The 26904-nt window shown below is 67.8% G+C and carries 26 protein-coding genes, 1 pseudogene and 1 riboswitch; of the genes and pseudogenes, 15 read left to right on the top strand and 12 right to left on the bottom strand.

From position 1 onward, the window contains the following. Nucleotides 1-210 (bottom strand): annotated as a pseudogene (locus tag NM2_RS49795) (hypothetical protein); the annotation flags it as partial. A 98-nt stretch (nt 211-308) separates the two neighbouring features. Between NM2_RS49795 and NM2_RS40460 the strand changes: the two are divergent. Together NM2_RS40460 and NM2_RS40455 are read left to right on the top strand one after the other, a co-directional pair. Further along, complete coding sequence (locus tag NM2_RS40460; RefSeq protein WP_067681175.1) at nt 309-755, top strand: DUF3151 domain-containing protein; 447 nt, start codon at nt 309-311, stop codon at nt 753-755. Nucleotides 756-794: 39 nt separating this feature from the next. Beyond that, complete coding sequence (locus NM2_RS40455; RefSeq protein WP_067681172.1) at nt 795-1946, top strand: FUSC family protein; 1152 nt, start codon at nt 795-797, stop codon at nt 1944-1946. Nucleotides 1947-2372: 426 nt separating this feature from the next. Here NM2_RS40455 and NM2_RS40450 read toward each other — a convergent pair whose 3' ends face one another. After that, nucleotides 2373-3161 carry a site-2 protease family protein gene (locus tag NM2_RS40450; protein ID WP_067681169.1) on the bottom strand — a complete coding sequence of 263 codons (789 nt, stop codon included), beginning with the start codon at nt 3159-3161 and terminating at the stop codon, nt 2373-2375. Continuing rightward, nucleotides 3158-3817 (bottom strand): hypothetical protein, encoded by a 660-nt coding sequence (locus NM2_RS40445; RefSeq protein ID WP_067681167.1) that lies wholly within the window; start codon nt 3815-3817, stop codon nt 3158-3160. The genes NM2_RS40450 and NM2_RS40445 overlap by 4 nt, the downstream gene beginning before the upstream one ends. 307 nt (nt 3818-4124) lie before the next feature. On the opposite strand from NM2_RS40445, the gene NM2_RS40440 reads away from it, so the two are divergent. Further along, a complete protein-coding gene (locus NM2_RS40440; protein ID WP_067681164.1) occupies nt 4125-5414 on the top strand; it encodes an adenylosuccinate synthase in 1290 nt (429 codons plus the stop codon). Nucleotides 5415-5502: 88 nt separating this feature from the next. Further along, nucleotides 5503-5655, top strand: coding sequence for a hypothetical protein (locus tag NM2_RS50475; RefSeq protein ID WP_169816330.1), 153 nt, complete (start codon nt 5503-5505; stop codon nt 5653-5655). 266 nt (nt 5656-5921) lie between these two features. Here the strand turns inward: NM2_RS50475 and yczR are convergent, their stop codons facing one another. Then, on the bottom strand, nt 5922-7409 hold the full coding sequence (gene yczR / locus NM2_RS40435; RefSeq protein ID WP_067681160.1) for a MocR-like transcription factor YczR: 1488 nt from the start codon (nt 7407-7409) through the stop codon (nt 5922-5924). Between the two features lie 62 nt (nt 7410-7471). On the opposite strand from yczR, the gene NM2_RS40430 reads away from it, so the two are divergent. Both NM2_RS40430 and NM2_RS40425 read left to right on the top strand, forming a co-directional pair. Beyond that, nucleotides 7472-7741 carry a hypothetical protein gene (locus NM2_RS40430; protein ID WP_067681157.1) on the top strand — a complete coding sequence of 90 codons (270 nt, stop codon included), beginning with the start codon at nt 7472-7474 and terminating at the stop codon, nt 7739-7741. 52 nt (nt 7742-7793) lie between these two features. Further along, nucleotides 7794-8339, top strand: coding sequence for a methylated-DNA--[protein]-cysteine S-methyltransferase (locus NM2_RS40425; RefSeq protein WP_067681189.1), 546 nt, complete (start codon nt 7794-7796; stop codon nt 8337-8339). Between the two features lie 138 nt (nt 8340-8477). Here NM2_RS40425 and NM2_RS40420 read toward each other — a convergent pair whose 3' ends face one another. The 6 genes from NM2_RS40420 to NM2_RS40395 form a co-directional block, all read right to left on the bottom strand. Then, nucleotides 8478-8888, bottom strand: a complete 411-nt coding sequence (locus NM2_RS40420) for a hypothetical protein (protein ID WP_157121706.1) — start codon at nt 8886-8888, stop codon at nt 8478-8480. Nucleotides 8889-9007: 119 nt separating this feature from the next. Beyond that, on the bottom strand, nt 9008-9973 hold the full coding sequence (locus NM2_RS40415; RefSeq protein ID WP_245718469.1) for a hypothetical protein: 966 nt from the start codon (nt 9971-9973) through the stop codon (nt 9008-9010). A 209-nt stretch (nt 9974-10182) separates the two neighbouring features. Then, a complete protein-coding gene (locus NM2_RS40410; protein WP_067681148.1) occupies nt 10183-12801 on the bottom strand; it encodes a helix-turn-helix transcriptional regulator in 2619 nt (872 codons plus the stop codon). Nucleotides 12802-12973: 172 nt separating this feature from the next. Beyond that, a complete protein-coding gene (locus NM2_RS40405; protein ID WP_067681145.1) occupies nt 12974-14071 on the bottom strand; it encodes a CaiB/BaiF CoA transferase family protein in 1098 nt (365 codons plus the stop codon). Nucleotides 14072-14192: 121 nt separating this feature from the next. Further along, nucleotides 14193-15020 carry an amidohydrolase family protein gene (locus NM2_RS40400; protein ID WP_067681186.1) on the bottom strand — a complete coding sequence of 276 codons (828 nt, stop codon included), beginning with the start codon at nt 15018-15020 and terminating at the stop codon, nt 14193-14195. Nucleotides 15021-15069: 49 nt separating this feature from the next. Next, nucleotides 15070-16494: an FAD-dependent oxidoreductase gene (locus NM2_RS40395; protein WP_067681142.1), complete on the bottom strand. Its 1425-nt coding sequence runs from the start codon at nt 16492-16494 to the stop codon at nt 15070-15072. Nucleotides 16495-16767: 273 nt separating this feature from the next. Between NM2_RS40395 and NM2_RS40390 the strand changes: the two genes are divergently transcribed. The 6 genes from NM2_RS40390 (at nt 16768) to NM2_RS40365 (ending at nt 20580) form a co-directional block, all read left to right on the top strand. Beyond that, entirely contained in the window at nt 16768-17208 is a 441-nt protein-coding gene (locus NM2_RS40390) for an Rv0361 family membrane protein (RefSeq protein WP_157121704.1), read from the top strand. 38 nt (nt 17209-17246) lie between these two features. Continuing rightward, nucleotides 17247-17358: riboswitch (SAM riboswitch) on the top strand. 19 nt (nt 17359-17377) lie between these two features. After that, entirely contained in the window at nt 17378-17797 is a 420-nt protein-coding gene (locus NM2_RS40385; protein WP_067681136.1) for a rhodanese-like domain-containing protein, read from the top strand. Next, on the top strand, nt 17794-19008 hold the full coding sequence (locus NM2_RS40380) for an O-succinylhomoserine sulfhydrylase (protein WP_067681132.1): 1215 nt from the start codon (nt 17794-17796) through the stop codon (nt 19006-19008). The genes NM2_RS40385 and NM2_RS40380 overlap by 4 nt, the downstream gene beginning before the upstream one ends. Before the next feature lie 97 nt (nt 19009-19105). Further along, a complete protein-coding gene (locus tag NM2_RS40375; RefSeq protein WP_067681129.1) occupies nt 19106-19687 on the top strand; it encodes a dihydrofolate reductase family protein in 582 nt (193 codons plus the stop codon). A gap of 162 nt (nt 19688-19849) precedes the next feature. After that, entirely contained in the window at nt 19850-20296 is a 447-nt protein-coding gene (locus NM2_RS40370) for an Rpn family recombination-promoting nuclease/putative transposase (protein ID WP_281182823.1), read from the top strand. Further along, nucleotides 20293-20580 (top strand): hypothetical protein, encoded by a 288-nt coding sequence (locus NM2_RS40365; protein ID WP_067681123.1) that lies wholly within the window; start codon nt 20293-20295, stop codon nt 20578-20580. The genes NM2_RS40370 and NM2_RS40365 overlap by 4 nt, the downstream gene beginning before the upstream one ends. 52 nt (nt 20581-20632) lie before the next feature. Here NM2_RS40365 and NM2_RS40360 read toward each other — a convergent pair whose 3' ends face one another. Further along, nucleotides 20633-21391 carry an HAD-IIA family hydrolase gene (locus NM2_RS40360; protein WP_439956973.1) on the bottom strand — a complete coding sequence of 253 codons (759 nt, stop codon included), beginning with the start codon at nt 21389-21391 and terminating at the stop codon, nt 20633-20635. Nucleotides 21392-21624: 233 nt separating this feature from the next. Here NM2_RS40360 and fgd point away from each other — a divergent pair, with 233 nt between their 5' ends. Then, entirely contained in the window at nt 21625-22632 is a 1008-nt protein-coding gene (gene fgd / locus NM2_RS40355; protein ID WP_067681181.1) for a glucose-6-phosphate dehydrogenase (coenzyme-F420), read from the top strand. Between the two features lie 74 nt (nt 22633-22706). On the opposite strand, the gene NM2_RS40350 is transcribed toward fgd, so the two are convergent. After that, complete coding sequence (locus NM2_RS40350; protein WP_067681120.1) at nt 22707-23216, bottom strand: nitroreductase/quinone reductase family protein; 510 nt, start codon at nt 23214-23216, stop codon at nt 22707-22709. 166 nt (nt 23217-23382) lie between these two features. Between NM2_RS40350 and pta the strand changes: the two genes are divergently transcribed. Continuing rightward, complete coding sequence (gene pta / locus NM2_RS40345; protein ID WP_067681117.1) at nt 23383-25458, top strand: phosphate acetyltransferase; 2076 nt, start codon at nt 23383-23385, stop codon at nt 25456-25458. A 28-nt stretch (nt 25459-25486) separates the two neighbouring features. Next, nucleotides 25487-26683, top strand: a complete 1197-nt coding sequence (locus NM2_RS40340) for an acetate kinase (protein WP_067681178.1) — start codon at nt 25487-25489, stop codon at nt 26681-26683. Nucleotides 26684-26904: the final 221 nt, after the last annotated feature.

The raw sequence follows: 26904 nt of genomic DNA, 5'->3' as shown, positions 1-26904 counted from the left end.
GGTGCGTGACTCCGGCCCGCCGGGTGTGGCGCGTGACTCCGGCCCGCTCTCGCGGCGGGCGGGGTCGGCCGGTTCGCGGCGGGGGAGCCGGTCGCGGGCGATGAACTGGTTGCGGGCGGCGGGGCCGGATCCGGGCGCACCGGGCGACGGACGTTGCTCGGCACCGGGGGATTCCGGCTGCGGCTTCTTTTCGTCTGTCGGGTCGGACACACGCTACCCTTCGTTCGGCGGATCGGTTTCGGTCCAAGCAAGCCTAACGAGCATTTCGGACAGCGGTGCATATTGCGGCTGCCATAGGATGATGTGCCATGACATCCTTCGGTGATCTGCTCGGACCGCAGCCGGTACTTCTCCCCGAGAATGTGGAGGCGGAGTCGGCACTGCTCGAGAAACAGGATCCGGTTCAGGTCGCCGCCGCGCACCCGACGGCCTCCATCGCCTGGGCACATCTGGCCGAGGCCGCGCTCACCAGGTCCGAGGCCACCGGCCCGGACACGGTCGACGCCGATGTCATCGCCGCCTACGCCTTCGCCCGCACCGGCTACCACCGCGGTCTGGACCTGTTGCGCCGCAACGGCTGGAAGGGTTTCGGCCCGGTGCCCTGGAGCCACGAGCCCAACCGCGGATTCCTGCGCAGCGTCGGCGCCCTGGCCCGCGCCGCCCGGACCATCGGCGAGACCGACGAGTACGCCCGCTGCCTGGACCTGCTCGAGGACTGCGACCCCCGCGCCGCCGCCGAACTCGGTCTCGACTGATTCTCCCCGTCCGCGGGCAGGGTTTATTCTCGGCACCCCATGGCTTTCGAGAATTCGTTCACCGTCAGTGCCGTTCGTGAGAACAGCGCCGACAGGCTACGCACCGGTTGGCAACGGCTGCGCAAATCCGCGCTGCCGATTCTGCAGTGCGCGGTGGGTGCGGCGGTGGCATGGTTCGTCGCGCGTCACATCGTCGGTCACTCCGCGCCCTATTTCGCGCCGATGGCGGCGGTCATCTCGATCGGGGTGGCGTTCGGCGCGCGGATCCGGCGTTCGGTGGAACTGGTCGCGGGGGTCAGTGTCGGCATCGGGATCGGTGATCTGTTCATCTCCTGGGTCGGCACCGGGCCGTGGCAGATCGCGCTGGTCGTCGCGGTGGCGATGGGCGCGGCGATATTCCTCGATCGCGGTGCGGTCATCCCCATGCAGGCCGCGAGTTCCGCGGTGCTGGTGGCGACGCTGTATCCGCCGCACAGCGGGGGAGCATCACTGCGCGTGGTGGATTCGCTCGTCGGCGGGCTGGTCGGGGTCGCGGTCGTGGCCATCTTCCCGCTGCATCCGGTGCGTCGCGCGCGCCAGCAGGCCGCCGACATTCTCGCGGTGATGGGCCGCGCGCTCACCGACTGCGCGGACGGACTGCACGAGCAGGACCCCGAAAAGATCCGTCTCGCACTGCAATCCGCGCGCGGTACGCAATCGCAGATCGACGGACTGCGCAGTGCGGTCGAGGGCGGTCGCGAGGTCAGCCGGATCTCCCCGCTGTACTGGAACGCCCGCGCGCGCCTGGATGTGATTCGGGCGGCGGTGGATCCGCTCGACAACGCCGTGCGCAATATCCGCGTCCTGCTGCGCCGCGCGTTGACCCTGGTCCGCGACGACGAGATCCTCGATCCCCGAATCGTCGAGGAGGTCGAGGAACTCGGCAAGGCCGTCGAGGTGGTGCGGCAGTACGCCCTGGCCGATCCGGGCCAGCAGCCCGACGCCGCCGAGGCCACCCGCGTCCTGCGTCGCGTCGCCAAGGGCGCGACCGTGGATCTGGTGGACGGCGCGGGCCTGTCCGCGCATGTGGTGTTCGCCCAACTCCGTTCGATCGTGGTCGATCTCATGCAGGTCTGCGGTGTGCAGCGCCTGTCGGCCATGGCGCTGCTCCCGCCGACCGTCGAACGTCCCTACGTCGAACCGCAGGACTGAACTCCGCGCGCCGCAACGCCCATCCGCGTCGATTGCCGATCGGATGCCGTCCGGTCCGGACCAATTCGAGCTGTGCGTAATCCCAAGGGCGACTGCGGGTTCGCCGACGCACTCTGCGCGCGAAGTCGATCGTGGTTCGGGTAGTGCACTACTCGTGAAGCGTGTTCCCATCGCCGATAACTTCATTGTCGAACCGCGTCGGCGAGGGGTTGGCGCGGTTGGAACTTCGTACGGATGGTGCGCGTCCCGCGGCCGGAGCGACGGGGTCCGCACGTCAGTAGGTGCGACCCGGGGAGGACGTCGCGAAGGACCATTCGGCGGTGCCGCCGGTCGAGGGGGGTGGACTGCGCTCACGCCCGTACGAAGACGGGCCGCCCGATTGACTGGATCGGGCGGCCCATCCCACTCGGGGGGCTCATGCCCGGATCAGAACGAATTCCAGAACCGGGTCAGGTAACTCCCGTACGCGGACCAGTCCGAGGACACGCCCGAGAGTTCGAACAGATAGTTCACCGCGGTGAAGAAAACCCGATTGAGCGCGGGCACCCACAGGATCGCCAGCAGTAACAGCAGCCCGTACGGCTTGAACTGATCCATCGACCGACGCGTCCGATAACTCAGCGACGGCTCCAGAATTCCGTACCCATCGGTGCCCGGAATCGGCAGCAGATTCAGAACGGTGGCCGTGACCTGCAGAAACGCCAGGAAGCTTAGCCCGAACCAGAAGGCGGGATGGTCCCGCTCGGATCCGGCCACGCGCACGACCGCCAGCAGCGCCACCGCGCACGCCAGGTTCACCGCGGGCCCGGCCGCGCTGATCGTCCGCTGCACCCGCGGCGAGAAATTGTGCGCGTGCACGTAGACCGCACCGCCCGGCAGCGCGAATCCGCCCAGCGCGATGAACAGCATCGGCAGTCCGATCGACAGCATCGGATGCGCGTATTTGAGCGGGTTGAGCGTGAGATATCCGCGCAGCTCCACCTCGCGATCGCCAGCTCGCCACGCCGAATAGGCATGCCCGAACTCGTGCAGGCACATACTCACGATCCAGCCCGCCACCACGAAGACGAACACGCCGAGCTTGGCCTGCCAGGATGTCAGCTCCGCCTCCCAGGCCACCACCCCGCCGACCGCGGTGAGCAGCACGATCAGCAGGAAGATCGGGCTCGGGCGGACCGCCCCGGCCGCGCGCCGGGTGTTGAACGGACGACTCATCGGACCAGCAGCCAGGGCTCGCTGTGCCGGTAGAAACTCGCCCGCGGCACGGTCCGATCGTCGGCGATTCCGTCGCGGGTCACCACCGCGCCCGGGGTGCCCAGCTGGATCGCGCGTCCGGCGACCCAGCGGGGCCGGCGGAATCTGCGCACCACCGCGGCGCGGGCGCCCGGCATCTCCAACGTGGGTGAGATATTCAGTGCCGCAACGGTTCCCGTGAACAATGGCACCTCGTCGGCATATGCCTCGCCCTGCAGCCGGGATCCCTCCGGTCCGGTCACGGTGGCGCGGCCGACCAGCACCTTGCCGGTGTCGTCCCGGATCAGCGGCGTCTCCTGCGGCTTGCCCTCCAGGGCCCGCTCGGCCGCCGCGGATCCGGTGCCGGTCTGATAGGCGCGCGAACCGTAGGTGCGATCCACCGGCACGTACCCGATCTCCACGTGCAGCCGCTCGGTGCGCATCAGATGGGTCAGCACCGCGGCCAGCCCGGCGTCCTCACCCAGCACGATCAGCCGGGGCAGACTGTCCGCGGCCAGTACCGGCAGCAGTTCGTCGAGGGCGGTCGAATCGGGAATCGCCGAGGTCTGCGTCATCGCGAGCGACGCGAGCGCGATCGGAACCGGGGCGCCGTTGCAGCGGAGAACGTGGGTACTCAACTGCGGAACACCCTCCTCGGAACCGACACCATGCTCGACCTCGCTGCGCTCGGACGGACCCCCAACAGCCCGCCTCCCGAGCCACGATAGTCCCGCTCCACATGTGGTGCGCCAGTCGGCGTCCCGCGTCTCGAGCCGGGACGTGCGTGATGCCATCCGGTGCGGATGTGCCGCCACTCACACCTCGCTCGCACGGGCTACCGGCCGAAGGGCCCTCATCCACTACACTGTCCTCCCGGCCACCGCCTCGAAAACGGCAGGTAGCTGCAGCGTAAGCGCTGCGCGTCGAAACCGTAGGAGACTCCACATGCCGGCAATCGTCCTGATCGGCGCCCAATGGGGCGACGAGGGTAAGGGCAAAGCTACCGATCTGCTCGGCGGCCGGGTCGACTGGGTCGTGCGGTATCAAGGCGGTAACAATGCCGGCCACACCGTCGTGCTGCCCAACGGTGACAACTTCGCCCTGCACCTGATCCCCTCGGGAATTCTCACCCCGGGCGTCACCAACGTGATCGGCAACGGCGTCGTGGTCGATCCGGGCGTGCTGCTGGACGAGCTGGCCGGAATCGAGGAGCGCGGCGTGGACACCTCGCGCCTGCTGCTCTCGGCCGACGCGCATCTGATCATGCCGTACCACGTGGCCATCGATAAGGTGACCGAACGTTTCCTGGGCAACAAGAAGATCGGCACCACCGGTCGCGGTATCGGGCCGTGCTACCAGGACAAGGTCGCGCGCGTGGGCGTGCGGGTGGCCGATGTGCTGGACGAGAAGATCCTCACCCAGAAGGTCGAAGCCGCACTGGAATTCAAGAATCAGGTGCTGGTCAAGATCTACAACCGCCGCGCGCTGGATCCGCAGCAGGTGGTCGAGGAGGTGCTCGGCCAGGCCGAGGGCTTCAAGCACCGGATCAGCGATACCCGGCTGCTGCTGAACGAGGCGCTCGAGGGCGGCCAGACGGTCCTGCTGGAAGGTTCGCAGGGCACGCTGCTGGACGTCGATCACGGCACGTATCCGTATGTGACGTCCTCGAATCCGACGGCGGGCGGCGCGGCGGTGGGTTCGGGCATCGGCCCGAACAAGATCACCACGGTGCTGGGCATCCTCAAGGCGTACACCACGCGCGTCGGCTCGGGTCCGTTCCCGACCGAGCTGTTCGACCAGTCCGGCGAATATCTGGCCAAGACCGGCGGCGAGGTCGGCGTGACCACCGGACGCGCCCGCCGCACCGGCTGGTTCGACGCGGTGATCGCGCGATACGCGACCCGGGTGAACGGCATCACCGACTACTTCCTCACCAAACTGGATGTGCTGTCGAGCCTGGATCAGGTGCCGATCTGCGTCGCCTACGAGATCGATGGCGAGCGCGTGGAACAGATGCCGACCACGCAGACCGAATTCCACCACGCCAAGCCGATCTACGAGCAGATGCCCGGCTGGTGGGAGGACATCTCGCATGCGCGCACCTTCGAGGATCTGCCCGCCAACGCCCGCGCGTACGTCGAGCGGCTCGAGGAGCTGTCCGGTGCGCGCATCTCATGCATCGGCGTCGGTCCGGGCCGGGACGAGACCATCGTCCGGCACGACATCCTGGGATAGTCACTCCGCCCGGGTGATTGGGCGCTCAGCCTATGGGAAACCGCCCGGGATAAGGTGCTGATGTCCGAAAACTGGAGGGAGAGCACACATGAGCCAGGAGCAGCAGAGCCACGGGCGCCACGCGGCCCCCGAGGGCGCCGAGCGCCACCCGCTGATAGACCTGTCCCGGGACCCCACTCCCGGCACTCCCGATCATGCCGCGCCCGAGCCCGACGAGCAGGAGTCGAACGGCGAATCCTGATCGGCCCCCGCGTTGAGCCGCACCTCGTCCGGAGATATCGGGCAGGGTGCGGTTTTTCGTTCGTGAGGTCGTGGGAGTGCCTGCGGGACGGCACCTCTCGCGGTCGGCCGCGGACGCTGGGTAGCGGCCTTGCCGAGTGCGGATTACTCGGTAGTGCCGCGACACTGTCTCTCGCGGTCGGCGGCTCGCGGCGGTATGCGGATCTCGCGGAGTACGGGTTTCGTGGGTGCGGTGTGGGTGTGCTTGCGGCGCGGCGTATCTCGCGGTCAGTAATAGGTGATCGGTGCCAGCGGTTCCGCGGCGTGCGGGGTGAGGGTCGAGTACGCGTCGGCGATGGATTTCACGGCGACGCGCAGATCGGATTCGTCCCGGGTGAAGGGGATTCGCAGGAAGCGCTCGAACGCCCCCTGCACGCCGAAGCGCGGTCCGGCCGCGAGCAGCACACCGTGATTGGGGGCGACCGCGGCGAGGGCGGAGGAGACCGGTGTCGGCAACTGGACCCACAGCGACATGCCGCCGGTCGCGGGGACCGCGCGCCAATCGGGCAGCTCCTGGGCCAGGGCGTCCAGCAGGGTCGTCCGGCGGCTGCGGAGTTGGTCGCGGCGTTGCGCCAGAATGGATTCGGCGTGGTCGAGCAGATGGACCGTGGCCAGCTGATCCATCACCGGGGTGCCCAGATCGACCGTCGAGCGGATGCCGAGCAGTTTGGTGATCAGCGATGGCGCGGCGCGGATCCAGCCCACGCGCAGACCGCCCCAGAACGATTTCGACGCCGAACCGATCGTCACGATCTCCGAGCCGCGGGCGAATGCGGCCACCGGGGGCGGATTTTCGCCGTCGAGCTGTAGATCCACCATGGATTCGTCGACGATCACCGTCATCCGGGTGTCGCGGGCGATGGCGGCGAGTTCGGCGCGGTCGCGCTCGCTCATCAGCAGTCCGGTCGGATTGTTGAAGTCGGGCAGCAGATATGCCGCGCTGGCCGCGGTTTGTCTTGCGGCACTGCGGATTCCGTCGAGATCCCAACCGGCCTCGGGATGTTCGGGGAGCAGCGGGACCGGGACCGGGCGCGCGCCGACGTCGCGGATCGCCTCGATGGCATTGGGGTAGGTCGGGTGATCGATCAGGACGCGCTCGGCGGGCGCGGTGAGGACGTTCAGCAGCAGGCGCAGGCCGTGCTGTGCGCCGAGGGTGACCAGGATCTGATCCGGTTCGGTGGGCAGCCCGCGCTCGGTATAGCGGCGAGCGAGCGCCTCGCGCAGCGGCGGGACGCCGACCGGATCCATGCCGTGCGTGCCGAGATAGATCGGAATACCTTGTAGCGCAGCGGAATACGCCTCATTCATCTCCGGGGGAGCGGACATCGCGGCGTAGGTCAGATCGATGGTGGGCACCTGATTCGGGGACATCAGCGCCAGAATGCTGCGCGCGGGTTTCGCGCCGTCGTGCGCGACGCTCGGCGGCAGGGCGACCGTACTGCGCGAACCCTGACGGCTGATCAGATAGCCGTGTTCGCGCAGCAGTGCGTAGGCGGAGGTGACCGTGGTGCGACTCACACTCAGGGTGGCGGCGAGATCCCGCTCGCTGGGCAGGGCGACGCCCAGCGGGGCGCGGCCGTCGTGGATCAGCAGCCGAATGCTCTCCGCGAGAGCGAGATACGCCGGGCGGGCCGCGCGTTTGTCGCCGTTCTCGTCGTGCCGCCAGCGGCCCAGATCACGGGTCAGGGTGGCGGCGCTGATCACACGAATTGCCATACAGTCCAGTATCGGACCTCTGGATATTTGATTCAAGTCCAGCTGGCCGGATCATTGCCTACATGGTCACCTTTCTCACCTCTGTGCTGGTCGTCGCGGCCTTCGCGGTGATCGTTCATCGGTTCGCGCTCCGCGGTGGCGGGCGCATGGTCGGACTGTTGGAGCGTTACCGCCCGCATGCGCCGATGGCCGACTGGTCGCTGTCGTTCAGGGACGATCAGCGGCAATATGCGGATCTGGTTGCGGCCGAGTCGTATCGCGGTTCCGGTGCGGCTCGGGGGCGGTCCGTCGCCGTTCGCCGTCGAATGTTCCGTCGGGCAGTCCAGTTCTGATAACTGGACTGCTATGCCGGAAGTTGTCGGTGTCATCGGGCAGACTGACCGTATGCCCGACTCGGATCGCTCGCCCTCGGCAGCGCTCTTCGACACCGCGATCGGTGTGTGCGCCCTCGTCTGGACCGATGTCGGCGTCCTGCGCTTCCTGTTACCCGAGGCCACCGCGGACCTCACTCGCACCCGGATGCTGCGGGGCGGCGTCCGGGAAACCGAGCCGGACGCCACGGCGGCCGAGGCCATCGCGGCCGCCCGCGCCCATCTCGACGGCGACCTCGACGATCTGCGCTGGATTCGGTTGGACCACACCGGCCTTCCCGACTTCCACCGCGCGGTCTACGGCGTGACCAGGGCCATCGACCCCGGCCACACCCTCACCTACGGCCAGGTCGCCGAGCGAATCGGCGCGCCCGGCGCGGCCCAGGCCGTCGGCCAGGCCCTGGGCCAGAACGAGATCCCGCTCATCATCCCCTGCCACCGAGTCCTGGCCGCCGACCACGCCCTACACGGCTTCTCGGCCCCCGGCGGCATAACCACCAAGGCCCATCTCCTGGAAATCGAACGCACCCCGGGCTTCGGCGAACCCACGCTGTTCTGATCACTTGCGCCGCAGAGTGTTTCGTGCCCACTGCCGAGTCGTTCGTGGCACTGCAGTGCCTGGGCTACAGGCGATTTCGCCTACGACACCGCAGTTCAGGGTCGCGATACTGGTAGCACCCGCATCATTCCGTGGCGGTCAGTGGTGGGGCTGGGGTTGTTGGGTGGGGGTGGGTTTGATGGCGTTCTGGAGGTCCTGGTTGGTGCGGTTGACGCCGTCCACCACGGCGTCGGGGACGACGTTCGGGACGGGGGCGTTCAGGTCGCCGACGTGGATCTCGCGGGGTGCGGGCGGGGTGGTGGTCTGCGAGGGTTTGGGCGTGGCGCGGCGGCGGGGTGCGGGGGCCTGGTTTCGTGGTGTGGCCGAATGCAGTTGGGCCGGTTGATCGGCTTCGGGGGCCGGTCGGGGGGTGGGGGTTATCGCGCTCACCCCGGGCTGTACCGCCCCCGGGTCGGCCAGTGCGATCCCGGCGCACGTCAGCACGGCCGCACTCGCGAGTGCGGCCAATCCGGTTGCGAGACCGACCGATACCTTGCGACGACGAGTCACGACACCACCTTCACGATGATCTGCCAGATGGGTGACGCGTCGTCGAGTCGCCCGGACAGCATCGTAATCGGCGATCGGCCCCGGATCCATCCCCTGTTTCCGGCTGTCCGAGCCCAGGATCAGACCGCCGCGCCGAAGGCGGATCCGACTGCGCCGCCGACGATTCCACCCGCGACGCCGCCGACGAGAGCGGCCGGAATGCCGACCACGGCCGCACCGGCGGCCGCACCCGCTGCCGCGCCGACGCCCGCGCCGATCGCCGCCCCGGCGGTCGCCCCGGCGACATTGCCCACTCCGGCCGTGCCCCCGACGAGTCCGCCCGCGACCGCACCGACGCCGGCGCCGATGACCGCGCCGGGAATCGCGCCGACGACTGCGGCGGGCACGCCCGCGGCGGTCGCCCCGAGGACCGCGCCGCCCGCTGCTCCGGCGATGGTCAGACCGGCGATCTTGTCCGAGCGACCGGCATTGATACCGACCGAGTTCAGGCCTGTCGCGATGGCCGCCTCGGTATCGGCGGCGGCGATGTTCGTGGGGCCCAGCACGGTATCGGGCACATTGTCCGGGACCGGGGTGCTGAACGCGCCCAGGCGCAGAGTGCGCGGCGGCGGGGCGATCGGCGCGACCGGAGCCACCGGGGTCGGCGCGTGCAGATTCCCGAGTTCGATCGCCGGGGCTGCCTCGGTGCCGGGAACGGGACGGAAGTTCCGCGGAACCACGTAGCGCGGGGCCACGGGCCCGATGCGGGCGGGCAGGGGGACGGGCGTCGCGGTGACGCCCGGCTGGATCGATCCGGCGATCGGCCCGTCCGTTTCGCCGAGGCTGACGACCCCGGGCTGCGGCGAACTGCTCGCGATCGGATTACGCAGGTCATCGAGGGTGTCCGCCCGATAAGGAGTCGCCGTGCCGGAACGGTCGGGGATGGCCGGGCGGCTCGATGCGGCGGGCCCGGACGCCGGAGCCGCATTCGGCGAGTTGCCAACCTGCCCGCCGGACGAGCAGCCGACCGCCAGCGCAAGCGGAATCGCCCCCAGGACGAGCGCGCGCCGGCGCGCACCGGAATTCACCGCGAAACGACGAGCCACGTCGAACACCCCACCTTCGGAAATTCGGATATCGAGCCGGATCCCCCGGAATCAGGCGTGGATCCGGGCGGCGACCTGCGGCGCCGCGCGTCCGGCGATAATAACTGTCCAATAACTACAGATGGCAAATCGATATCAATAGACGCACACGAAATGGGGTCTTTTCACCGGAAATTCCGACCATTAGGTGATGTTTATGGTGCGAAGTATCAAGTGCGCTGTTTGCCGACGGGTGGCTCACCGCGCATCAGATCGGCAAGCGCCTCCCGATCGGTCACATCCAGCTTGATGCAAGCCCGGTACAGATGCCCCTCCACGGTCCGCACCGACACCGTCAGCCGATCGGCGATCTGGCGATTGCTGAGCCCGGCCGCGACCAGATTCGCGATCTCGCGTTCCCGCGCGGTCAGCGGCAACGGCTGCGCGGACTGCCGCAGCGCCGGTGTCGCGACGCCGCCACAGGTCACCGCCAGGCGATTGGCCATCGCCGCCGATTCCAGCAGGCGGCGACGATCGCCGGAACGCTCGTGCGCCGAGGCGGCCTGGGCGGCGGCGTCGGCGGCCGACAGCAGCACCCCGATCTCCTCGAATTCCGCTGCGGCAGCGTCCAATCCGTGGCCGTCGTGGGACGCGAGCGCGACGGCGTGGCGAGCCTGGATCTGTACCAGGCGGCCATCCATGCGGGCCGCGAGATCGGCCAGGCGACCGGCGACGCTGTGATCACCGAAGCGGGCCGCGGTATGCAGCGCCATCGCCTCGACCGCATGCTGTCCCGCACGCGCCGCGGCGTCGGCCGCGCCCAGGGCGAGCCGGACCGCTGCGGTGACGCTGCCCTCGGCCGCGGCGTGCCAGGCCCGGACGATCCCGAGCTGCGGCTCCCCGTAGACCGCGGCGTGCCGACCGCCGGTCGCGGTGGCCTCGGCGATCGTGTCGGCGGCTTCGGCGGTGCGCCCGAGTGCCGAATAAGCCTCGGCCAGACGGAGTCTCGCGGGGAACATCCAGGCGAACGCACCCTCGGAGGTGAGCGCGGCCAGGGCCTGCTCGAGATTCTCGATACCTTCCAGGAAGCGGCCCTGCGCCACCTCCACGGTGCCCTGTAAGCCCTTGGAGAAGCCCCACGCCAGATACTGCCCGGGTGCGGCATATCCGAAATACGCCGTGGCACAACGACGAGCGGCGTCCATCTCGCCGGTGAGCGTGAGCGCCAGCACCTCGGCGTGGGTGGGCACGAACCGGTTGAGCCCGTCGATCTCGGCCTCCACCTCGTGCCCGCGAGCGGTGTAGGCGCGCGCGGCCTCGGCCCGGCCCATCAGCGCCAGCGCCAGGCCGCCGCCGAATGCGGCCCACCACACCGCCCACGGCGGCGAATCGGGATTCGACATCACCTGCTCGGCGTCGACGAAGGCATCCTGCAAACGGTTTTCGTACACGGCGCACGCGGAAGCCAAGCCCTGCAACGTCAATCGCACCTTCGGGTGCGTGACCTTGTCCCGGATCAGCGCGAGCACCTCGTCGGCGCGATCGGTATCGCCCATGGCCCACAACAGATTCGCCACCCGGGTGGTACCCCAGCGGGCCAGCTGCACCTCGTTGAGCTGATCGGGGTCGAAGCTCGCCAGCGTGCGCTCGGCCTCGATCCGGTGCCCCTGCCACAGCAGTGCGCGGGCCAGCAGATCGGCGGCCTCGAGCCCGCCGCTGCGCTCCACCGCGGCCCGCGCGAACCGCTCGCCGAGCGGAATATTGGCCAGGCCGATGGCATCCGCGGCCGCGGACTCGAACAGTTCCAGATCCGCGGAACGGTCACTGTCCAAGGCCAATTCGGCCAGCCGGATGCGATCGGAGGCGGATTTGATCGGCCGTTCCCGGAGCGAGGAATACAGTCGTCCGCGCAGCCGCCGCGCCGATGCGATGCCCAGACGCCGCCGGATGACCTCGCCGAAGAGCGGATGGTTGTATCGCACCAGCAGCTGATGGCCGTTCTCGACGATCCGGATGACGCCGCGTGATTCGGCGGATTCCACTGCCTCGTCACCGGTCAGCTCGGCCATCACGTCCAGATCGATCGGCTCGCAGAAGGTGAGCAGTTCCAGCACGCGCAGTACGTCTTCGGGCAGCTGTTCGACCCGATCCTCCAGCAGCGCGGCGAGTTCCGAGGTGACCGCCGCACGCCCGCGCAACTGCCACACCCCGTTGACCTGACGCAGCGTGCCCGCTTCCAGCGCGCCCTCCACCAGATGCCGCAGGAACAGCGCGTTTCCGCCGGAGGACTCCCACATCAGATTCGCGGTGAAACCCTCGAGCTGCCCGCCGAGCATCGACTCGACCAGTTCGACGCTCTGCCGTTCGCTGAAGGGGGACAGGTCGATTCGCAGCAGGTGCCCGTCCTTCCACAGCGAGGTCACCGCGTCGGGCACGGTGACGCCGCTGCGGACGGTGCAGACGATGCGGGCGGCCTTGTCGATGGCCAGCTGCAACAGCAGCGTCGCGGAGAGCTGATCGAGCAGATGCGCGTCGTCGACGCCGATGGTGGTGTGGCCGTCGGCGAGTAGCGCCTCGCGGGCCGCGGCCATGAACGTCACCGGATCGTGCGCGGTGTAGACGCCGACCATGTGCGCGAAGACGCCGAGCGGAATGCTGCGCGCGGATTCGGTTCCGGCGACCCAGCGGATATTGCCGCTGATCGTGGTCGCGGCCTGCCTGGCCAGGGTGGTCTTGCCGACCCCCGCGTCGCCGGTGAGCACCGCCCCGACGAATTCGGTCCCGGTGAGGGCGGCGCGTAGAAGATCCGATTCGCTGCCGCGCTCGATCATCGGCCAGTTCCGGGACATGGAACTTACTTTAATGCCTCATGATTCCGGACGCGGAAGGTGAACCCCGCACGGCTGCAAGCGGATCGGGACCCGATCCGGATGCCGGGAGTTCAGCGGTGATTTCGCTGCCGAACTCGGGCGAGGACGTCCGGTCCGGGCGTCCCCGCCGGCGAGCGGCGCGCGAACGGGTTCAGTCCGTCCACACCCGGTCGATCGGGGTGCCCTCGGACGGCGGCGGCGTCGGCACCGCGCCCGGGGTACGGGAGAAGCGTGGTGCGGGCGCGTGCTGGACGACGCCGTCGATCTCGACCAGACCCGTGCGCGCGGCGATGTGCTCGTTCTGCTCGGCCTCGGTCATGGTCAGCACGGGTGTGCAGCAGGCGTCGGTGCCGGTGAAGACCGCGGTCCACTCGTCGCGGGTGCGGGTCTTGAACTTCTCGGCGAACAGCTTGCGCAGCTGGTCCTGCCCGGCCGGGTCGATCTGCTGCGGCAGGCCTTCGGGATCGATCTCGAGGCCCTTCAGGAATTCGGCGTAGAACTGCGGTTCGATGCAGCCGACCGCCATGTACCGGCCGTCGGAGGTCTCGTAGGTGTCGTAGAAGGCCATACCGGTGTCGAGCAGGTTGGAGCCGCGCTCGTCGGTCCACAGGCCGACGCCCTTCATCCCCCAGATCATGTGCGACAGGGCGAGCGCGCCGTCGACCATCGCCGCGTCGATGACCTGGCCCTTACCCGAGTTCTGCCGTTCCACCAGCGCGGCGAGCACGCCGAACACCAGGAACATCGAACCGCCGCCGAAATCGCCGACCATGTTCAGCGGCGGCACCGGCCGCTGGCCCTTGTGGCCGATGGCGTGCAGGACGCCGGTCAGCGAGATGTAGTTGATGTCGTGTCCGGCACGATCGGCCATCGGGCCGTACTGGCCCCAGCCGGTCATGCGGCCGTAGACCAGGCGCGGATTGCGCTCGAGCGCGACGTCCGGGCCCAGGCCCATGCGTTCGGTGACGCCGGGGCGGAAGCCCTCGAGCAGGACGTCGGCCTTGTCGATCAGGCCGAGTACCTTCTCGATGTCGGCGGGATCCTTGAGGTTGGCCTCGACGATGGTCCGGCCGCGCCACTGCGGGCGTTCCATGAATCCGGGCAGCATGCCGGGGCGCTGGACCCGCACGACGTCCGCGCCGAGGTCGGCCAGCAGCAGTGCCGCGTGCGGGCCGGGGCCGATGCCGGCCAGTTCGACAACCCGGATGCCCGCGAGTGGGCCCTGCGCGGGGGTGGATGAAGTGCTCACGAGTACCTCGGTTCGTCGTTTCTCGCACCGACGTCGCCGCCGATGTTGACGTACCGACAATAAATCCTGCGGTGCAGGCGCGTCACGGGGGTGGTGGGCATTGCCCGGCTTCGGTCGAAAGCTATTGCAGGTCAGAGCGATTCAAGCGGAGGGTCGGGGGTTGGATCGCCGGTAAGGGTTTGGTCGGCGGGGCGGCCTCCACCGGACGCGCCTTGACCGGGAGTCCGTAGAAGGCGCGCGCGTTGTCCTCGAGAACCAGGTGGACGTCGGAACCGATGACCTCGCCGATCACCTCCACGTCACTGTCGCGGAACGGACGTCCGGCGCGGGTGCCGGGCAGATCGGAACCGAACATCAGGGCGGTGGGGTTGACGGTGTGGATGCGGCGCAGCGCGGCGCGCACGTCCATGGACACCCGGCCGAATCCGGACGCCTTCACCTTCGCCCCGCGGTCGACGAGGTTGAGCAGATACGGCAGGCATTCGTCGGACATGCCCATGTGGTCGATGGACAGCGCGGGCAGCTTGCTGATCACCGGCTCGAGCGAACCCAGCATCGACCCGTCGATGTACAGCTCGACATGCCAGCGCGCCACCTCGTACACGCGCAACGCCAGCATGGTCAGCTCGACGATATCGCCCGCGGCGCGCTTGAGATTGAACCGCAGCGCCCGCACTCCCGCCTTGCTCAACGAGACGATCTCGGCGTCCGAGACCTCCGGATGCAGATTGGTGACCCCGACCCAGCTGTCCCCGAGCTCGGCCAGCGCGGCCCGCAGAAACCCTTGATCGGTCCCCTGAAACGACCCGCTCACCACCGCACCGCCGTCGATGTCGAAGCGCGACATGCGCTTTCGATAGTCGGCGACGGTGAACGGCGGCGGGATGAAGCCTTCGTTCTGGATCAGCGGAAACCGCGGATCGATCAGATGGACATGGGAGTCGAACACAGCCATCAGCATGCCAGTAATCCGGCCTCCGCAGCGGAGGCCGGATTACTCAGCTTTTGTCGGGTTCGCTGGCGCGGAGCATGTCCTCGCGTTCGACGACCTTGACGCGTTCGCGGCCCTGAGGCTCGCCGAGGGCGCGTTCGTGGGCGTCGAGGCGGTACCAACCGGCCCAGGTGGTGAAGGGGATGCCCCGGGATTCCAGGAAGTCGGTGACCGCGTCGAGCCCGGGTTCGGGAGCGGGGGAGAAACCGGCCGCGTCGTCGAGCAGGCAGGCGATGGTTTCGTTGGCGTCGCCCTTGGTGTGGCCGATCAGGCCGACCGGGCCGCGCTTGATCCAGCCGGTGACGTACGTGGCGGGCAGGTAGCGCGAGCCGTCGTCCGCGCTCTCGTCGGCCAGGACGCGCCCGGCCTCGTTCGGCACGGTTCCGGCCTGATCGTCGAACGGCAGCTGCGGGATGTTCTGCGACAGGTAGCCGACCGCGCGGTACACCGCCTGCACGTCCCAATCCCGGAAGACGCCGGTGCCCTTGACATTTCCGGTGCCGTCGAGCTGGGTGCGCTCGGTGCGCAGGCCCTTGACCCTGCCGTCCTCGCCGACGAGTTCGGCGGGGGATTCGAAGAAGTGCAGGAACAGCTTGTGCGGGCGGTCGCCGACGTCGCGGATCGCCCACTGCTCGATGGTGTTGCAGACCATGTCGACCTGCTTGGAATGCCGGCGCGCGGCCTCGGAACCCTCGTCGTACTCGATGTCCTCGGGATCCACGATGACCTCGATATTCGGCGAATGATCCAGTTCGCGCAGCTCGAGCGGGGTGAACTTGGCCTGGGCCGGGCCGCGGCGGCCGAAGACGTGCACCTCGAGCGCCTTGTTGGCCTTCAGGCCCGCGTAGACGTTCGGCGGGATCTCCGTCGGCAGCAGTTCGTCACCGGTCTTGGCGAGCACCCGCGCGACGTCCAGTGCGACATTTCCCACACCCAGCACGGCGACCTTCTCCGCGTCCAGGGGCCAGCTGCGCGGCACGTCCGGGTGTCCGTCGTACCAGGACACGAAGTCCGCCGCGCCGTAGCTACCGTCCAGCTCGATCCCCGGAACGCCCAGGGCGCGGTCGGCGTTCGCGCCGGTGGAGAAGATCACCGCGTCGTAGAACCTGCGCAGATCGGCCAGGGTGATGTCGGTGCCGTAGTCGATGTTGCCGAGCAGGCGCACCTGCGGCTTGTCCAGGACCTTGTGCAGCGCGGTGACGATGCCCTTGATCCGCGGATGATCCGGCGCGACGCCGTAGCGGATCAGGCCGAACGGCGCGGGCATGCGCTCGTACAGGTCGATGCTCACCTCGGCGTCGGACTTCATCAGGGCGTCGGCGGCGTAGATTCCGGCCGGTCCCGCGCCGACGATCGCGATGCGAAGCGGGCGTGCGTCGGCCTCGGAGGCGGGGCCCACCTCGCCCTTCGACTCTGCACTGGTTTCGGTCATTCTTCTGCGCACCCTTTGGTCGAAATCTGTGTCGTCGTATTCTCAGCCGTCGTTCTTAGCTTAGGCTAAGTTGACGTGGGTCCGGGTTGTCCGGCCGATCCTTGATACCGATTGATGCTGCATCGTTGCCGCTCGGGGGATCCGGTTCGCGCCGACCGCAGCCGGGGCTGGCCGTGATTCTATCGGTGACTGCTATGGCCGATGTTCCCGGTGTCTCGCCGCAATTCGGGGTGCGCGCGCGAACCTCAGCCCTCACCAGGGATGATCGAGATCATGAGTGACCCGGAATCCGCCGCCGCGACCCCGATCGAGCAGAAGGACGCGGTCCGGTCCCCGGTGCCGTTCATCGCCGCCGCGGTGATCGCGGTTCTGGTGGTCGGCGGCGTCGTGATAGCCGGAATGCTGCACCCCGCTGAGAAGAATGTCACAACTTCCGACCGATTGGCCGCCGCGATCCAGAATTTCGCCGCCGCCCAGAGCGGCACGGACGCGGCTCGGCGCGCGGCCACCGAATGCGGTGGATTCGACCCGGCCCACTCCCCGCTGGGCCCGGACGCTGCCGGAAAGAAGATCGACATCGTCCGCATGACCGACCCCACCGCCAATGGCAAACGCGCCAAGGTCACCGTGACCAGTGCGGTGAACGGCCGCGAAACCACGTCGACCTGGAACCTCATCCAAACGGGCGACGACTGGTTCGTCTGCTCTGTCTAATTGACAGGCGGGGGCCGGGCCAGGCAATCTCGATCTCAGGTCATGAGTACCAGCGTCAGGCCCCGGCTCGCTGGTCGGCAACCCTCCTCCGCGGTGGGGTGCTCCGGGTGACGACCTGGCCACGCCGAACAGGTATGGCAAGTGCGGATTCTTCGAGGAGGTTCAGCAAGTGAGTTACGCGGGTGACATCACTGTCCAGCAGGCATGGGATCTGTTGCGCGACAATCCGGATGCGGTGCTGGTGGATGTGCGCACCGAGGCCGAGTGGCGTTTCGTCGGGGTGCCCGACACGAGCGCGATCGACCGGCCCACGGCCCTGGTCGAGTGGGTCGACGGGTCCGGGGCGCGCAACGGCGAGTTCGTCGATCAGCTGAAGGTGGCGCTGTCCGGGCGCACCGACAGCGAAGCGCCGGTGATCTTCCTGTGCCGGTCGGGTCAGCGGTCCATCGGTGCGGCAACGGCCGCGACCGCCGCCGGATTCGCGCCCTCCTACAACGTCCTGGCCGGTTTCGAGGGCCCGCTGGACGCCGACGGACATCGCGGCGGCGCGGGCTGGCGTGCCGAGGGGCTGCCCTGGAGGCAGTCGTGATCACCGGCGGAGCATTCGACAAGCCGCTGCCCGAGGGCGTCGGCCCGGCCACTCTGGGTGTGCGGGGCGGCCTGCGCCGTTCCGGATTCGAGGAGACCTCCGAGGCGCTGTACCTGTCCTCGGGTTTCGTGTTCCCCAGCGCGGAGGCGGCCGAGGCGTCGTTCACCGGCGACATCGAGCACTTCGTGTATTCGCGCTACGGAAATCCGACCGTGGCCATGTTCGAGGAGCGGATGCGGCTGCTCGAGGGCGCTGAGGCGTGTTTCGCGACCGCGAGCGGGATGTCCGCGGTGTTCACCGCGCTGGGCGCGCTGCTCGGCAATGGCGATCGGCTGGTCGCCGCGCGCAGCCTGTTCGGATCCTGTTTCGTGGTGTGCAACGAGATCCTGCCGCGCTGGGGCGTGGAGACCGTCTTCGTCGACGGCGAGGATCTGAGCCAGTGGGAGCAGGCACTGTCCGTGCCGACCGCGGCCGTCTTCTTCGAGACTCCCTCCAACCCGATGCAGACCCTGGTGGATGTGCGCCGGGTGACGGAGCTGGCCCATGCGACGGGCGCGAAAGTGGTGCTGGACAACGTCTTCGCCACACCGCTGCTGCAACAGAGCCTGCCGTTGGGCGCGGACGTGGTCGTGTACTCGGGCACCAAGCACATCGACGGCCAGGGCCGGGTGCTGGGCGGTGCGATCCTGGGCGAGAAGGAGTACATCGACGGCCCGGTGAAGAATCTCATGCGGCACACCGGTCCGGCGTTGAGCCCGTTCAATGCGTGGACGTTGCTCAAGGGGCTGGAGACCATGCCGCTGCGGGTGCGTCACTCGGTGCAGTCGGCGCACAAGATCGCCGAGTTCCTGGAGCAGCAGCCGTCGGTGTCGTGGGTGAAATACCCGTTCCTGCAATCACATCCGCAGCACGAGCTGGCGCGGCAGCAGATGAGCGGCGGCGGCACGGTCGTCACCTTCGAACTGGCCGCCAACCCCGAGGACGCGAAGAAGCGCGCGTTCGAGGTGCTGAACCGGCTGCGCATCGTCGACATCTCCAACAATCTGGGCGACGCCAAGACGCTGATCACCCATCCGGCCACCACCACGCATCGCGCGATGGGCGCGGAAGGACGTGCGGCCGTGGGGATCACCGATGGCGTGCTACGCATCTCCATCGGCCTCGAGGACGTCGAGGACTTGCTCGGCGATCTGGATCAGGCGCTGGGCTGAGTGTCGCGGGCCGGGGACTCGTTTCCCGGCCCGGCGATGAATCTCGCGGTACCGCGTCGTCCTACCTGCAACCGAAACAGCAGGGAAGGTACGTCGCATGCAGATCATGGCTCGCTTGTGTATGAGCGCCGACGGTTACGTCAGCACGCCCAACGGATGGCCGCCGCAGGTGCTGGATCCCTCGCACGGACACGGCAGCCACGGCATCGCCGAATTCCTGCGGACCTGCGAGGCCGCGCTGATGGGCCGCACCACATTCGAACCCGCGCTGACCAACGACTTCTGGCCCTGGCCGGATCTGCGGGTGTTCGTGCTGGCATCGGAGCGTCCGGCCGGGACGCCCGACCACGTGACCGTGGACAGCGACCCGGTCCGGCTGCTGGCGGCGTTGCGGGCGGCCAATCGCGGCGGTGACGTTCATCTGATCGGCGGCCCGCGCACGATCGAGACCTTCCGCGAACTCGGTGCCCTGGACAAACTCGAACTCGTGGTGCTGCCGTTCCTGCTGGGCAGCGGGCTTCGGTTGACCGATGCACTGAGTGTCGAGACCGGGCTCGAATTGGAGAGTTCCCGCACGCTGGACGCCGGTGCGGTCGAGATCGTATACCGGGTGAAGGCTGGCGGCGGCGTGGACGAGGCGACCGAAGAGGGCTGGGCCCCGGCTTCGCAGCGCCCCTGAACATCTCGGTGCGGTGCGGTGCGAATCGTGTCGAAGTACTTGTCGCACAAATGGATTCATCCATCTCTGGTGAATGACTCGTGCTGTTTCGAACTGTACTTACTTGAAACTGACACGTCTGGGACAGATTTCGCAATTAAATAGCCCCCGGCGTTCGTCTACCTGCTGGCAGAGCATCAGAGCGAACCGCACCCGATGATGGCGTTCCGGATGCTCGAGTACGTCGTCGCCATCATCCGTAAGTACCTGCTCGAGCATGAGAATGCTCGAAAAATTCCTGCGGTCGTTCCGCTGGTCGTGCACGTCGGGCCGCAGGGCCTGATCTGGCGTGCCCCGTTGCAGGTCAGCGAACTGTTCGACCTGGACCCGGATACCCATGCCGCGTTGGCGGAGTACCTCCCGCGAATGAGGTACTTCCTCGATGATGTCAACGCGATCGGCATGTCCGAGCTGATGGATCGCCCTGTGACGCCCAAGGTTCGAGTGACGCTCATCGCGGAGAGACTCGTGGCCGATGACCCCGCCGCCCTCTCCGTCCTCCCGCGCCTCGAGCAGGACTTCCGGCGAATTCTGGCTGCGCCGGTCGGGAGGTCTTCGACGCATTCATGAACTACATCGTGAACACCGATAAACTGTCTCTCGACGCCATCGATCGGTTCGTAGATCCGCTCGGTCCGGTAGCCGAGGAGGTCGCTGTGTCGAACATTGAAATCCTCGAAGCGCGTGGTGAGGCGCGTGGACGTGCTCAGATGCTTCTCGAACTGTTGGCCGCCAGGTTCGGTTCCCTGGATCCTTCGGTCGAACGGGTCGTCCGCCAAGCCGATGTCGCGCAGCTGAAGGTATGGGCCAGCAGGATGCTGACCGCTACCACGGTTGACGAGGTGCTGTGCTGAACGTATCTGGACCCGCCACGTCTCGGCTCGAACGTGTTTCAGCCCGACCCGCTCAAGCCTCGAACGGATTCGCTGTGCGCCCAACCAGATCCGCGACCGAATCGACCACAACCGTTGGGCGGTAAGGGTATTGCTCGACCGATTCGCGGGTGGAGATTCCGGAGGTGACCAGGATCGTGCGCATGCCCGCTTCCAGACCGGCGATGACGTCGGTGTCCATCCGGTCGCCGATCATCACCGCGGATTGCGAATGCGCGCCGATGCGGCGCAGCGCCGAACGCATCATCAGCGGATTCGGTTTGCCGACGTAGTACGGGTCGCGGCCGGTGGCGCGGGTGATCAGGGCGGCTACCGAACCGGTCGCGGGCAGCAGGCCCTCGCGCGACGGGCCGGTGGCGTCCGGGTTGGTCGCGATGAACCGCGCGCCGCGCTCGACCAGCCGGATCGCGGTGGTGATCGCCTCGAACGAATAGGTGCGGGTCTCGCCGAGGACGACGTAATCCGGATCGCTGTCGGTCAGCACGTAGCCGATCTCGTGCAGCGCGGTGGTCAATCCCGACTCGCCGACGACGTAGGCGGTGCCGCCGGGGCGCTGTTCGCTCAGGAAGGTCGCGGTGGCCAGCGCGGAGGTCCAGATCGCCTCCTCCGGAATATCCAGGCCGCTGTGTCGCAGCCGGGCCGCCAGATCGCGCGGGGTGCGGATCGAATTGTTGGTGAGTACGAGAAAGGGAACGCCATTGGCCTGCAGTTCCTGCAGGAACTTGTCGGCGCCCGGGATCGGGTGGTCCTCGTGCACCAGGACCCCGTCCATATCGGTCAGGTAGGACAGGATCGGTTCGTCATGAGCAGTCACCAGCACATTGTGGGCTATTGAGATTTCCGGCGGGGGCGTTGTGTGAAGGTGCGACCGTTCACACAGACGCGTTCGTCGCTGACTATGGTCGAGGAGGGCCCCGCTTGACGGGTGCTGTGGAATGCGGCACACCCCCTCGGCGCTGTACAGGGTCGACGGGATTGTCGGCAACGTGAACAGGAGTGGACGCAGTGAGTGATCTCAAGCTCGGATACAAGGCGTCGGCGGAACAGTTCGGCCCCCGTGAGCTGGTCGAGCTCGCGGTCGCGGCCGAGGAGCACGGGCTCGACAGCGCGACGGTGAGCGATCACTTCCAGCCGTGGCGGCACGAGGGCGGGCATGCGCCGTTCTCGCTGGCGTGGATGACCGCTGTCGGTGAACGCACCACCCGGATCCAGCTGGGCACCTCGGTGCTCACCCCGACCTTCCGCTACAACCCCGCGGTGGTCGCCCAGGCGTTCGCGACGATGGGCTGCCTGTACCCCGACCGCATCATGCTCGGCGTGGGCTCGGGTGAGGCGCTGAACGAGATCGCGACCGGGTACAAGGGCGAATGGCCGGAGTTCAAGGAGCGTTTCGCGCGGCTGCGCGAGTCGGTCGACCTGATGCGCGCGCTGTGGACCGGTGACCGGGTCACCTTCGAGGGCGAGTACTACCACACCGTGGGCGCCTCGATCTACGACGTGCCCAAGGGCGGCATCCCGGTGTACATCGCCGCGGGCGGCCCGCTGGTGGCCCGCTACGCCGGTCGCGCCGGTGACGGTTTCATCTGCACCTCGGGCAAGGGCATGGACCTGTATACCGAGAAGCTGATGCCCGCGGTCCGCGAGGGCGCGGAGAAGGCCGGGCGCACCGCGGACGATATCGATCGGATGATCGAGATCAAGATCTCCTACGACACCGATCCCGAACTGGCGCTGCAGAATACGCGTTTCTGGGCACCGCTGTCGCTGACCGCCGAGCAGAAGCACGACATCACCGACCCGATCGAGATGGAGGCCGCCGCCGACGCCCTGCCCATCGAGCAGATCGCCAAGCGCTGGATCGTGGCCAGCGACCCCGACGAGACGGTCGAGCTGATCAAGCCGTACATCGACGCGGGCCTGAACCACCTGGTCTTCCATGCTCCCGGGCACGACCAGCGCCGTTTCCTGGACCTGTTCGAACGCGACCTCGCCCCGCGGTTGCGGGCGCTGTAGCCCCTTCTCCGGCTGCCGCCCGAATGGCGGCAGCCGGGTGGGTTCGAGTTGTGTTGTGCCGGTGTTGTTTCGGCTCAACTCCGGCGGACGGCGAAGATGCGTAGGCCCCGGGTGGTTCGGTTGCGGTATTCGGTGTACGCCTTGGAGATCTGTTCGAATCGCGCGTAGACCTCGGCGCGCTGCTCGGTGTCCTGGATCAGCTCGGCGTGTACCGGAATACGTTCTCCCGCAATCGTTATCACGGCTTCGGGGTGGGCGAGCAGATTCGCGGTCCAGGCCGGATGATGTTCTCCGCCGAAATTACTGCCGACCAGATACAGCACGTCTCCGGCGTGGACGTAGAGCAGCGGAGTGGTGCGCGGCTGCCCGGACCTGCGTCCGGTCGTGGTCAGCAGCAGGCAGGGCGCACCGACCGGCCCCAGCGCCGTGTACCGGCCCGCGGTGCGCTCGAGAATTCTGCGGTCCAGCGGGCCGAGCGCGCGGACCAGCGCGGAGCCAGCGCCGGTCGCCGCGAACGCGCTGAGCGTGCGCCCGAGCAGGCCGGTCCGCGAACCCCACTGACGATCCGGAAATGGTGCTGTCATGCCGGGATTCTAGAGCTGCCGACGCACCCGACGGGCCGTACCGCGAAGGCCTGAAGCGCCCGAAATCGTGTGAACAGGCAGTTGTCCACTGTGTGGGAATGTGATTTTCCAGCAGTTTGCCGTGCGATAGGCGAATCCGGCACGCGTGCTCGTTAAGCTCGCGACCATGGCCGACATCGCACCGTCCACCGTCTACATCGCCTCCCCGGAGGGGGACACCGGCAAGTCGACGGTGGCGCTCGGGGTGCTGCAGATGCTGTGCGCGACCACCGCGCGGGTCGGGGTGTTCCGGCCGATCAGCCGCTCGACCACGCAGCGCGACTACATCCTGGAACTGCTGCTCGAGCACAGCACCGCCGATATCGACTACGAGCAGGCGATCGGCGTCGGCTACGAGCAGGTGCACGCCGATCCGGACGCGGCGATCAGCGATATCGTCATGCGTTTTCACGAGGTCGCCAAGGTGTGCGATGCGGTGGTGATCGTCGGCAGCGATTACACCGACGTGGCCGGTCCCAGCGAACTGCGTTACAACGCGCGCATCGCCGCCAACCTCGGCGCGCCCGTGGTGCTGGTGCTGCGCGGGTCCGAGCGCACTCCGGCGCAGGTCGCCGAACTGGCCGAATTGTGTACGGGCGAACTCGGTTACGAACACGCCCAACTGGTCGCGATCATCGCCAACCGCTGCGATCCCGACGCGCTCGACGAGGTCGCCGCGGCGCTGAAGGTGGTGGACGTGCCTTCCTGGGCGCTGCCGGAGGTGCCGCTGCTGAGCGCGCCGACCATCGCCGAGCTGTGCGAGGCCATCGACGGCGAAATCTATTCCGGCGACCCGGAATTGATGCAGCGCGAGGCGTTGCACGTCATGGTCGGCGGGATGACCGCGGAACACATCCTCGAGCGCCTGTCCGAGGGCGATGCGGTGATCGTCCCGGGCGATCGTTCCGACGCGCTGCTCAGTCTGGTGAACGCCCATGAGGCCGAAGGCTTTCCGTCACTGGCCGGAATCATCATGAACGGCGGCATGCTGCCGCATCCGTCGATCGCGCGGTTGATCGCGGGCCTGAAACCGAAACTGCCGATCCTCACCACCCAGCTGGGCACCTTCGACACCGCGGTCGCCGCGCGCACCCGCGGCCGGGTGTCGCTGTCGAGTATCCGCAAGGTCGATACCGCCCTGGCGCTCATGGAGCAGCGGGTGGATGCTCGAAAACTGTTGCAGCGCATCGAGGTTCCCATTCCTTCGGTGGTGACGCCGCAGATGTTCGAATATCAGCTGATCGAGCGGGCCCGCGCGGACCGGCGGCGCATCGTGCTGCCCGAGGGGAGCGACGATCGGATCCTGCGCGCGGCGGGCCGGGTGCTACAACGCAAGATCGCCGACCTGACCATCCTCGGCGACGAGGCCGCGGTCCGGGGCCGTGCGGCCGAACTCGGTGTCGACATCGCCGACGCGCAGGTCTTGGATCCCGAAACATCCAGTCTGCGTGACGAATTCGCCAAGGTATACGCGGCCCTGCGCGCGCACAAGGGGATGACCGAGGACCGGGCGCGCGAATACCTCACCGACATCTCGTATTTCGGCACGATGATGGTCTACCAGGGCATCGCCGACGGCATGGTGTCCGGCGCGGCGCACACCACCGCGCACACCATCCGGCCCTCCTTCGAGATCATCAAGACCGAGCCCGGCGTGTCGACGGTGTCCAGCGTGTTCCTGATGTGCCTGGCCGATCGCGTGCTGGCCTATGGCGACTGCGCGGTCGTGCCCGATCCGACCGCGGAACAGCTCGCCGATATCGCGATCTCCTCGGCTCGCACCGCCCAGCAGTTCGGCATCGCGCCGCGGGTCGCGATGCTGTCCTATTCGACCGGGGAGTCCGGCAGCGGCGCGGATGTGGACAAGGTCCGCACCGCCACCACGCTCGTGCACGAACGCGCACCGCAGCTGCTGGTGGAGGGGCCGATCCAGTACGACGCCGCGATCGAGCCGACGGTCGCCAGCACCAAGCTGCCGAATTCGGAAGTAGCCGGGCGCGCGACGGTTTTCGTCTTCCCTGACCTCAACACCGGCAACAACACCTACAAGGCGGTGCAGCGCAGTGCGGGCGCGGTGGCGGTCGGCCCGGTGTTGCAGGGGCTGCGCAAACCCGTGAACGACCTGTCCCGGGGCGCGCTGGTCGCCGATATCGTCAATACCGTGGCGATCACCGCCATCCAGGCGCAGACCGGGCAGAAGTGAGCGGCGTGCGCGACGAACAGGAGGCATGATGCGGGTCCTGGTGATCAATTCCGGGTCGTCATCGATCAAATATCAACTGCTGGACCCGGTTTCGGGCGCGGTTGCGGCCTCGGGCATGGTCTCGCGGATCGGTGAGCCGGTGGAGCCCGGCGCGACGACCGTCGAGCACGAGAGCGACGGGCGCACCCTCGAACACGACGGGCCGATACCCGACCACGCGGCCGGGTTTCGGGTGGTGTTCGACCTGTTCGCGCGCAGCGGGCACGACCTGACCGGTGAGGGGCTGTACGCGGTCGGGCATCGGGTGGTGCACGGCGGGGAGGTGTTCTACCGGCCGACGCTCATCGACGACGCGGTGGTGGCATCGATCGACGAGCTGTCCGCCCTTGCGCCGCTGCACAATCCGGCCAATGTGATCGGCATCGAATCCGCGCGGCAGCTGCTGCCCGGCGTCCCGCAGGTCGCGGTATTCGACACCGCGTTCTTCCACGGCCTGCCCGACGCCGCGAAGACGTACGCGATAGATGCGAAAGTCGCGGTCACGCACGGGATCCGGCGTTACGGATTCCATGGAACGTCGCACGAATACGTCTCGGGACGGGTGGCCGAACTGCTCGGGCGGGACGCGTCGGCGGTGAATCAGATCGTGCTGCATCTGGGTAACGGCGCGTCGGCCTCGGCGATCCGGGGCGGTCGCGCGGTGGACACCAGTATGGGACTCACTCCGCTGGAGGGCCTGGTGATGGGCACCCGTTCGGGTGATATCGATCCCGGCATCATCGCGCATCTCATGCGCACCGCCGATTTCGACATCGACGCGATAGATCAACTGCTGAACCGGAATTCGGGTCTCAAGGGACTGTCCGGGGTGAACGACTTCCGCGAGCTGCAACGCCTGATCGACACCGGTGACCACGCCGCGAGCCTGGCCTACGAGGTCTACATCCACCGCCTGCGTCGCTACATCGGCGCGTATCTGGTGGAACTGGGCGAGGTCGACGCCATCACCTTCACCGCCGGGGTCGGCGAGAACAGCCCCCAGGTCCGCGCCGACGCCCTCGCCGGCCTGACCCGCTTCGGCATCGCCGTCGACCCGGACCGCAATACCGCGAAAGACCGTGCGGCCCGATACATTTCACCTCCCGACGCGCAGATCCCGGTACTCGTCGTCCCCACCAACGAGGAACTCGCCATCGCCCGCGCCGCCGCCACACTCGTCACATAGTTCCGCCTCGACCGGATCGCGCTTACCCCAGGTCATCTCAGTTTCGCCTACCGCAGATAACGCTGACCCCAGGTCATCTCAGTTCTGTCTACCGCAGATAACGCTGACCCCAGGTCATCAGTTCTGTCTACGTCGGATGACACTGACCCCAGGTCGCCTGAGTTCCGCCCACCCCCGATAACGCCGACCTGAGGCCGCGGCCCGGGTCGATTCTGGACCGA

This window comes from Nocardia miyunensis NBRC 108239, from assembly GCF_001613065.1.
Classification (GTDB): Bacteria; Actinomycetota; Actinomycetes; order Mycobacteriales; family Mycobacteriaceae; genus Nocardia; species Nocardia miyunensis.
Note: the sequence above shows the minus strand (reverse complement) of the source record. Positions and strands in the feature narration are given on the sequence as shown.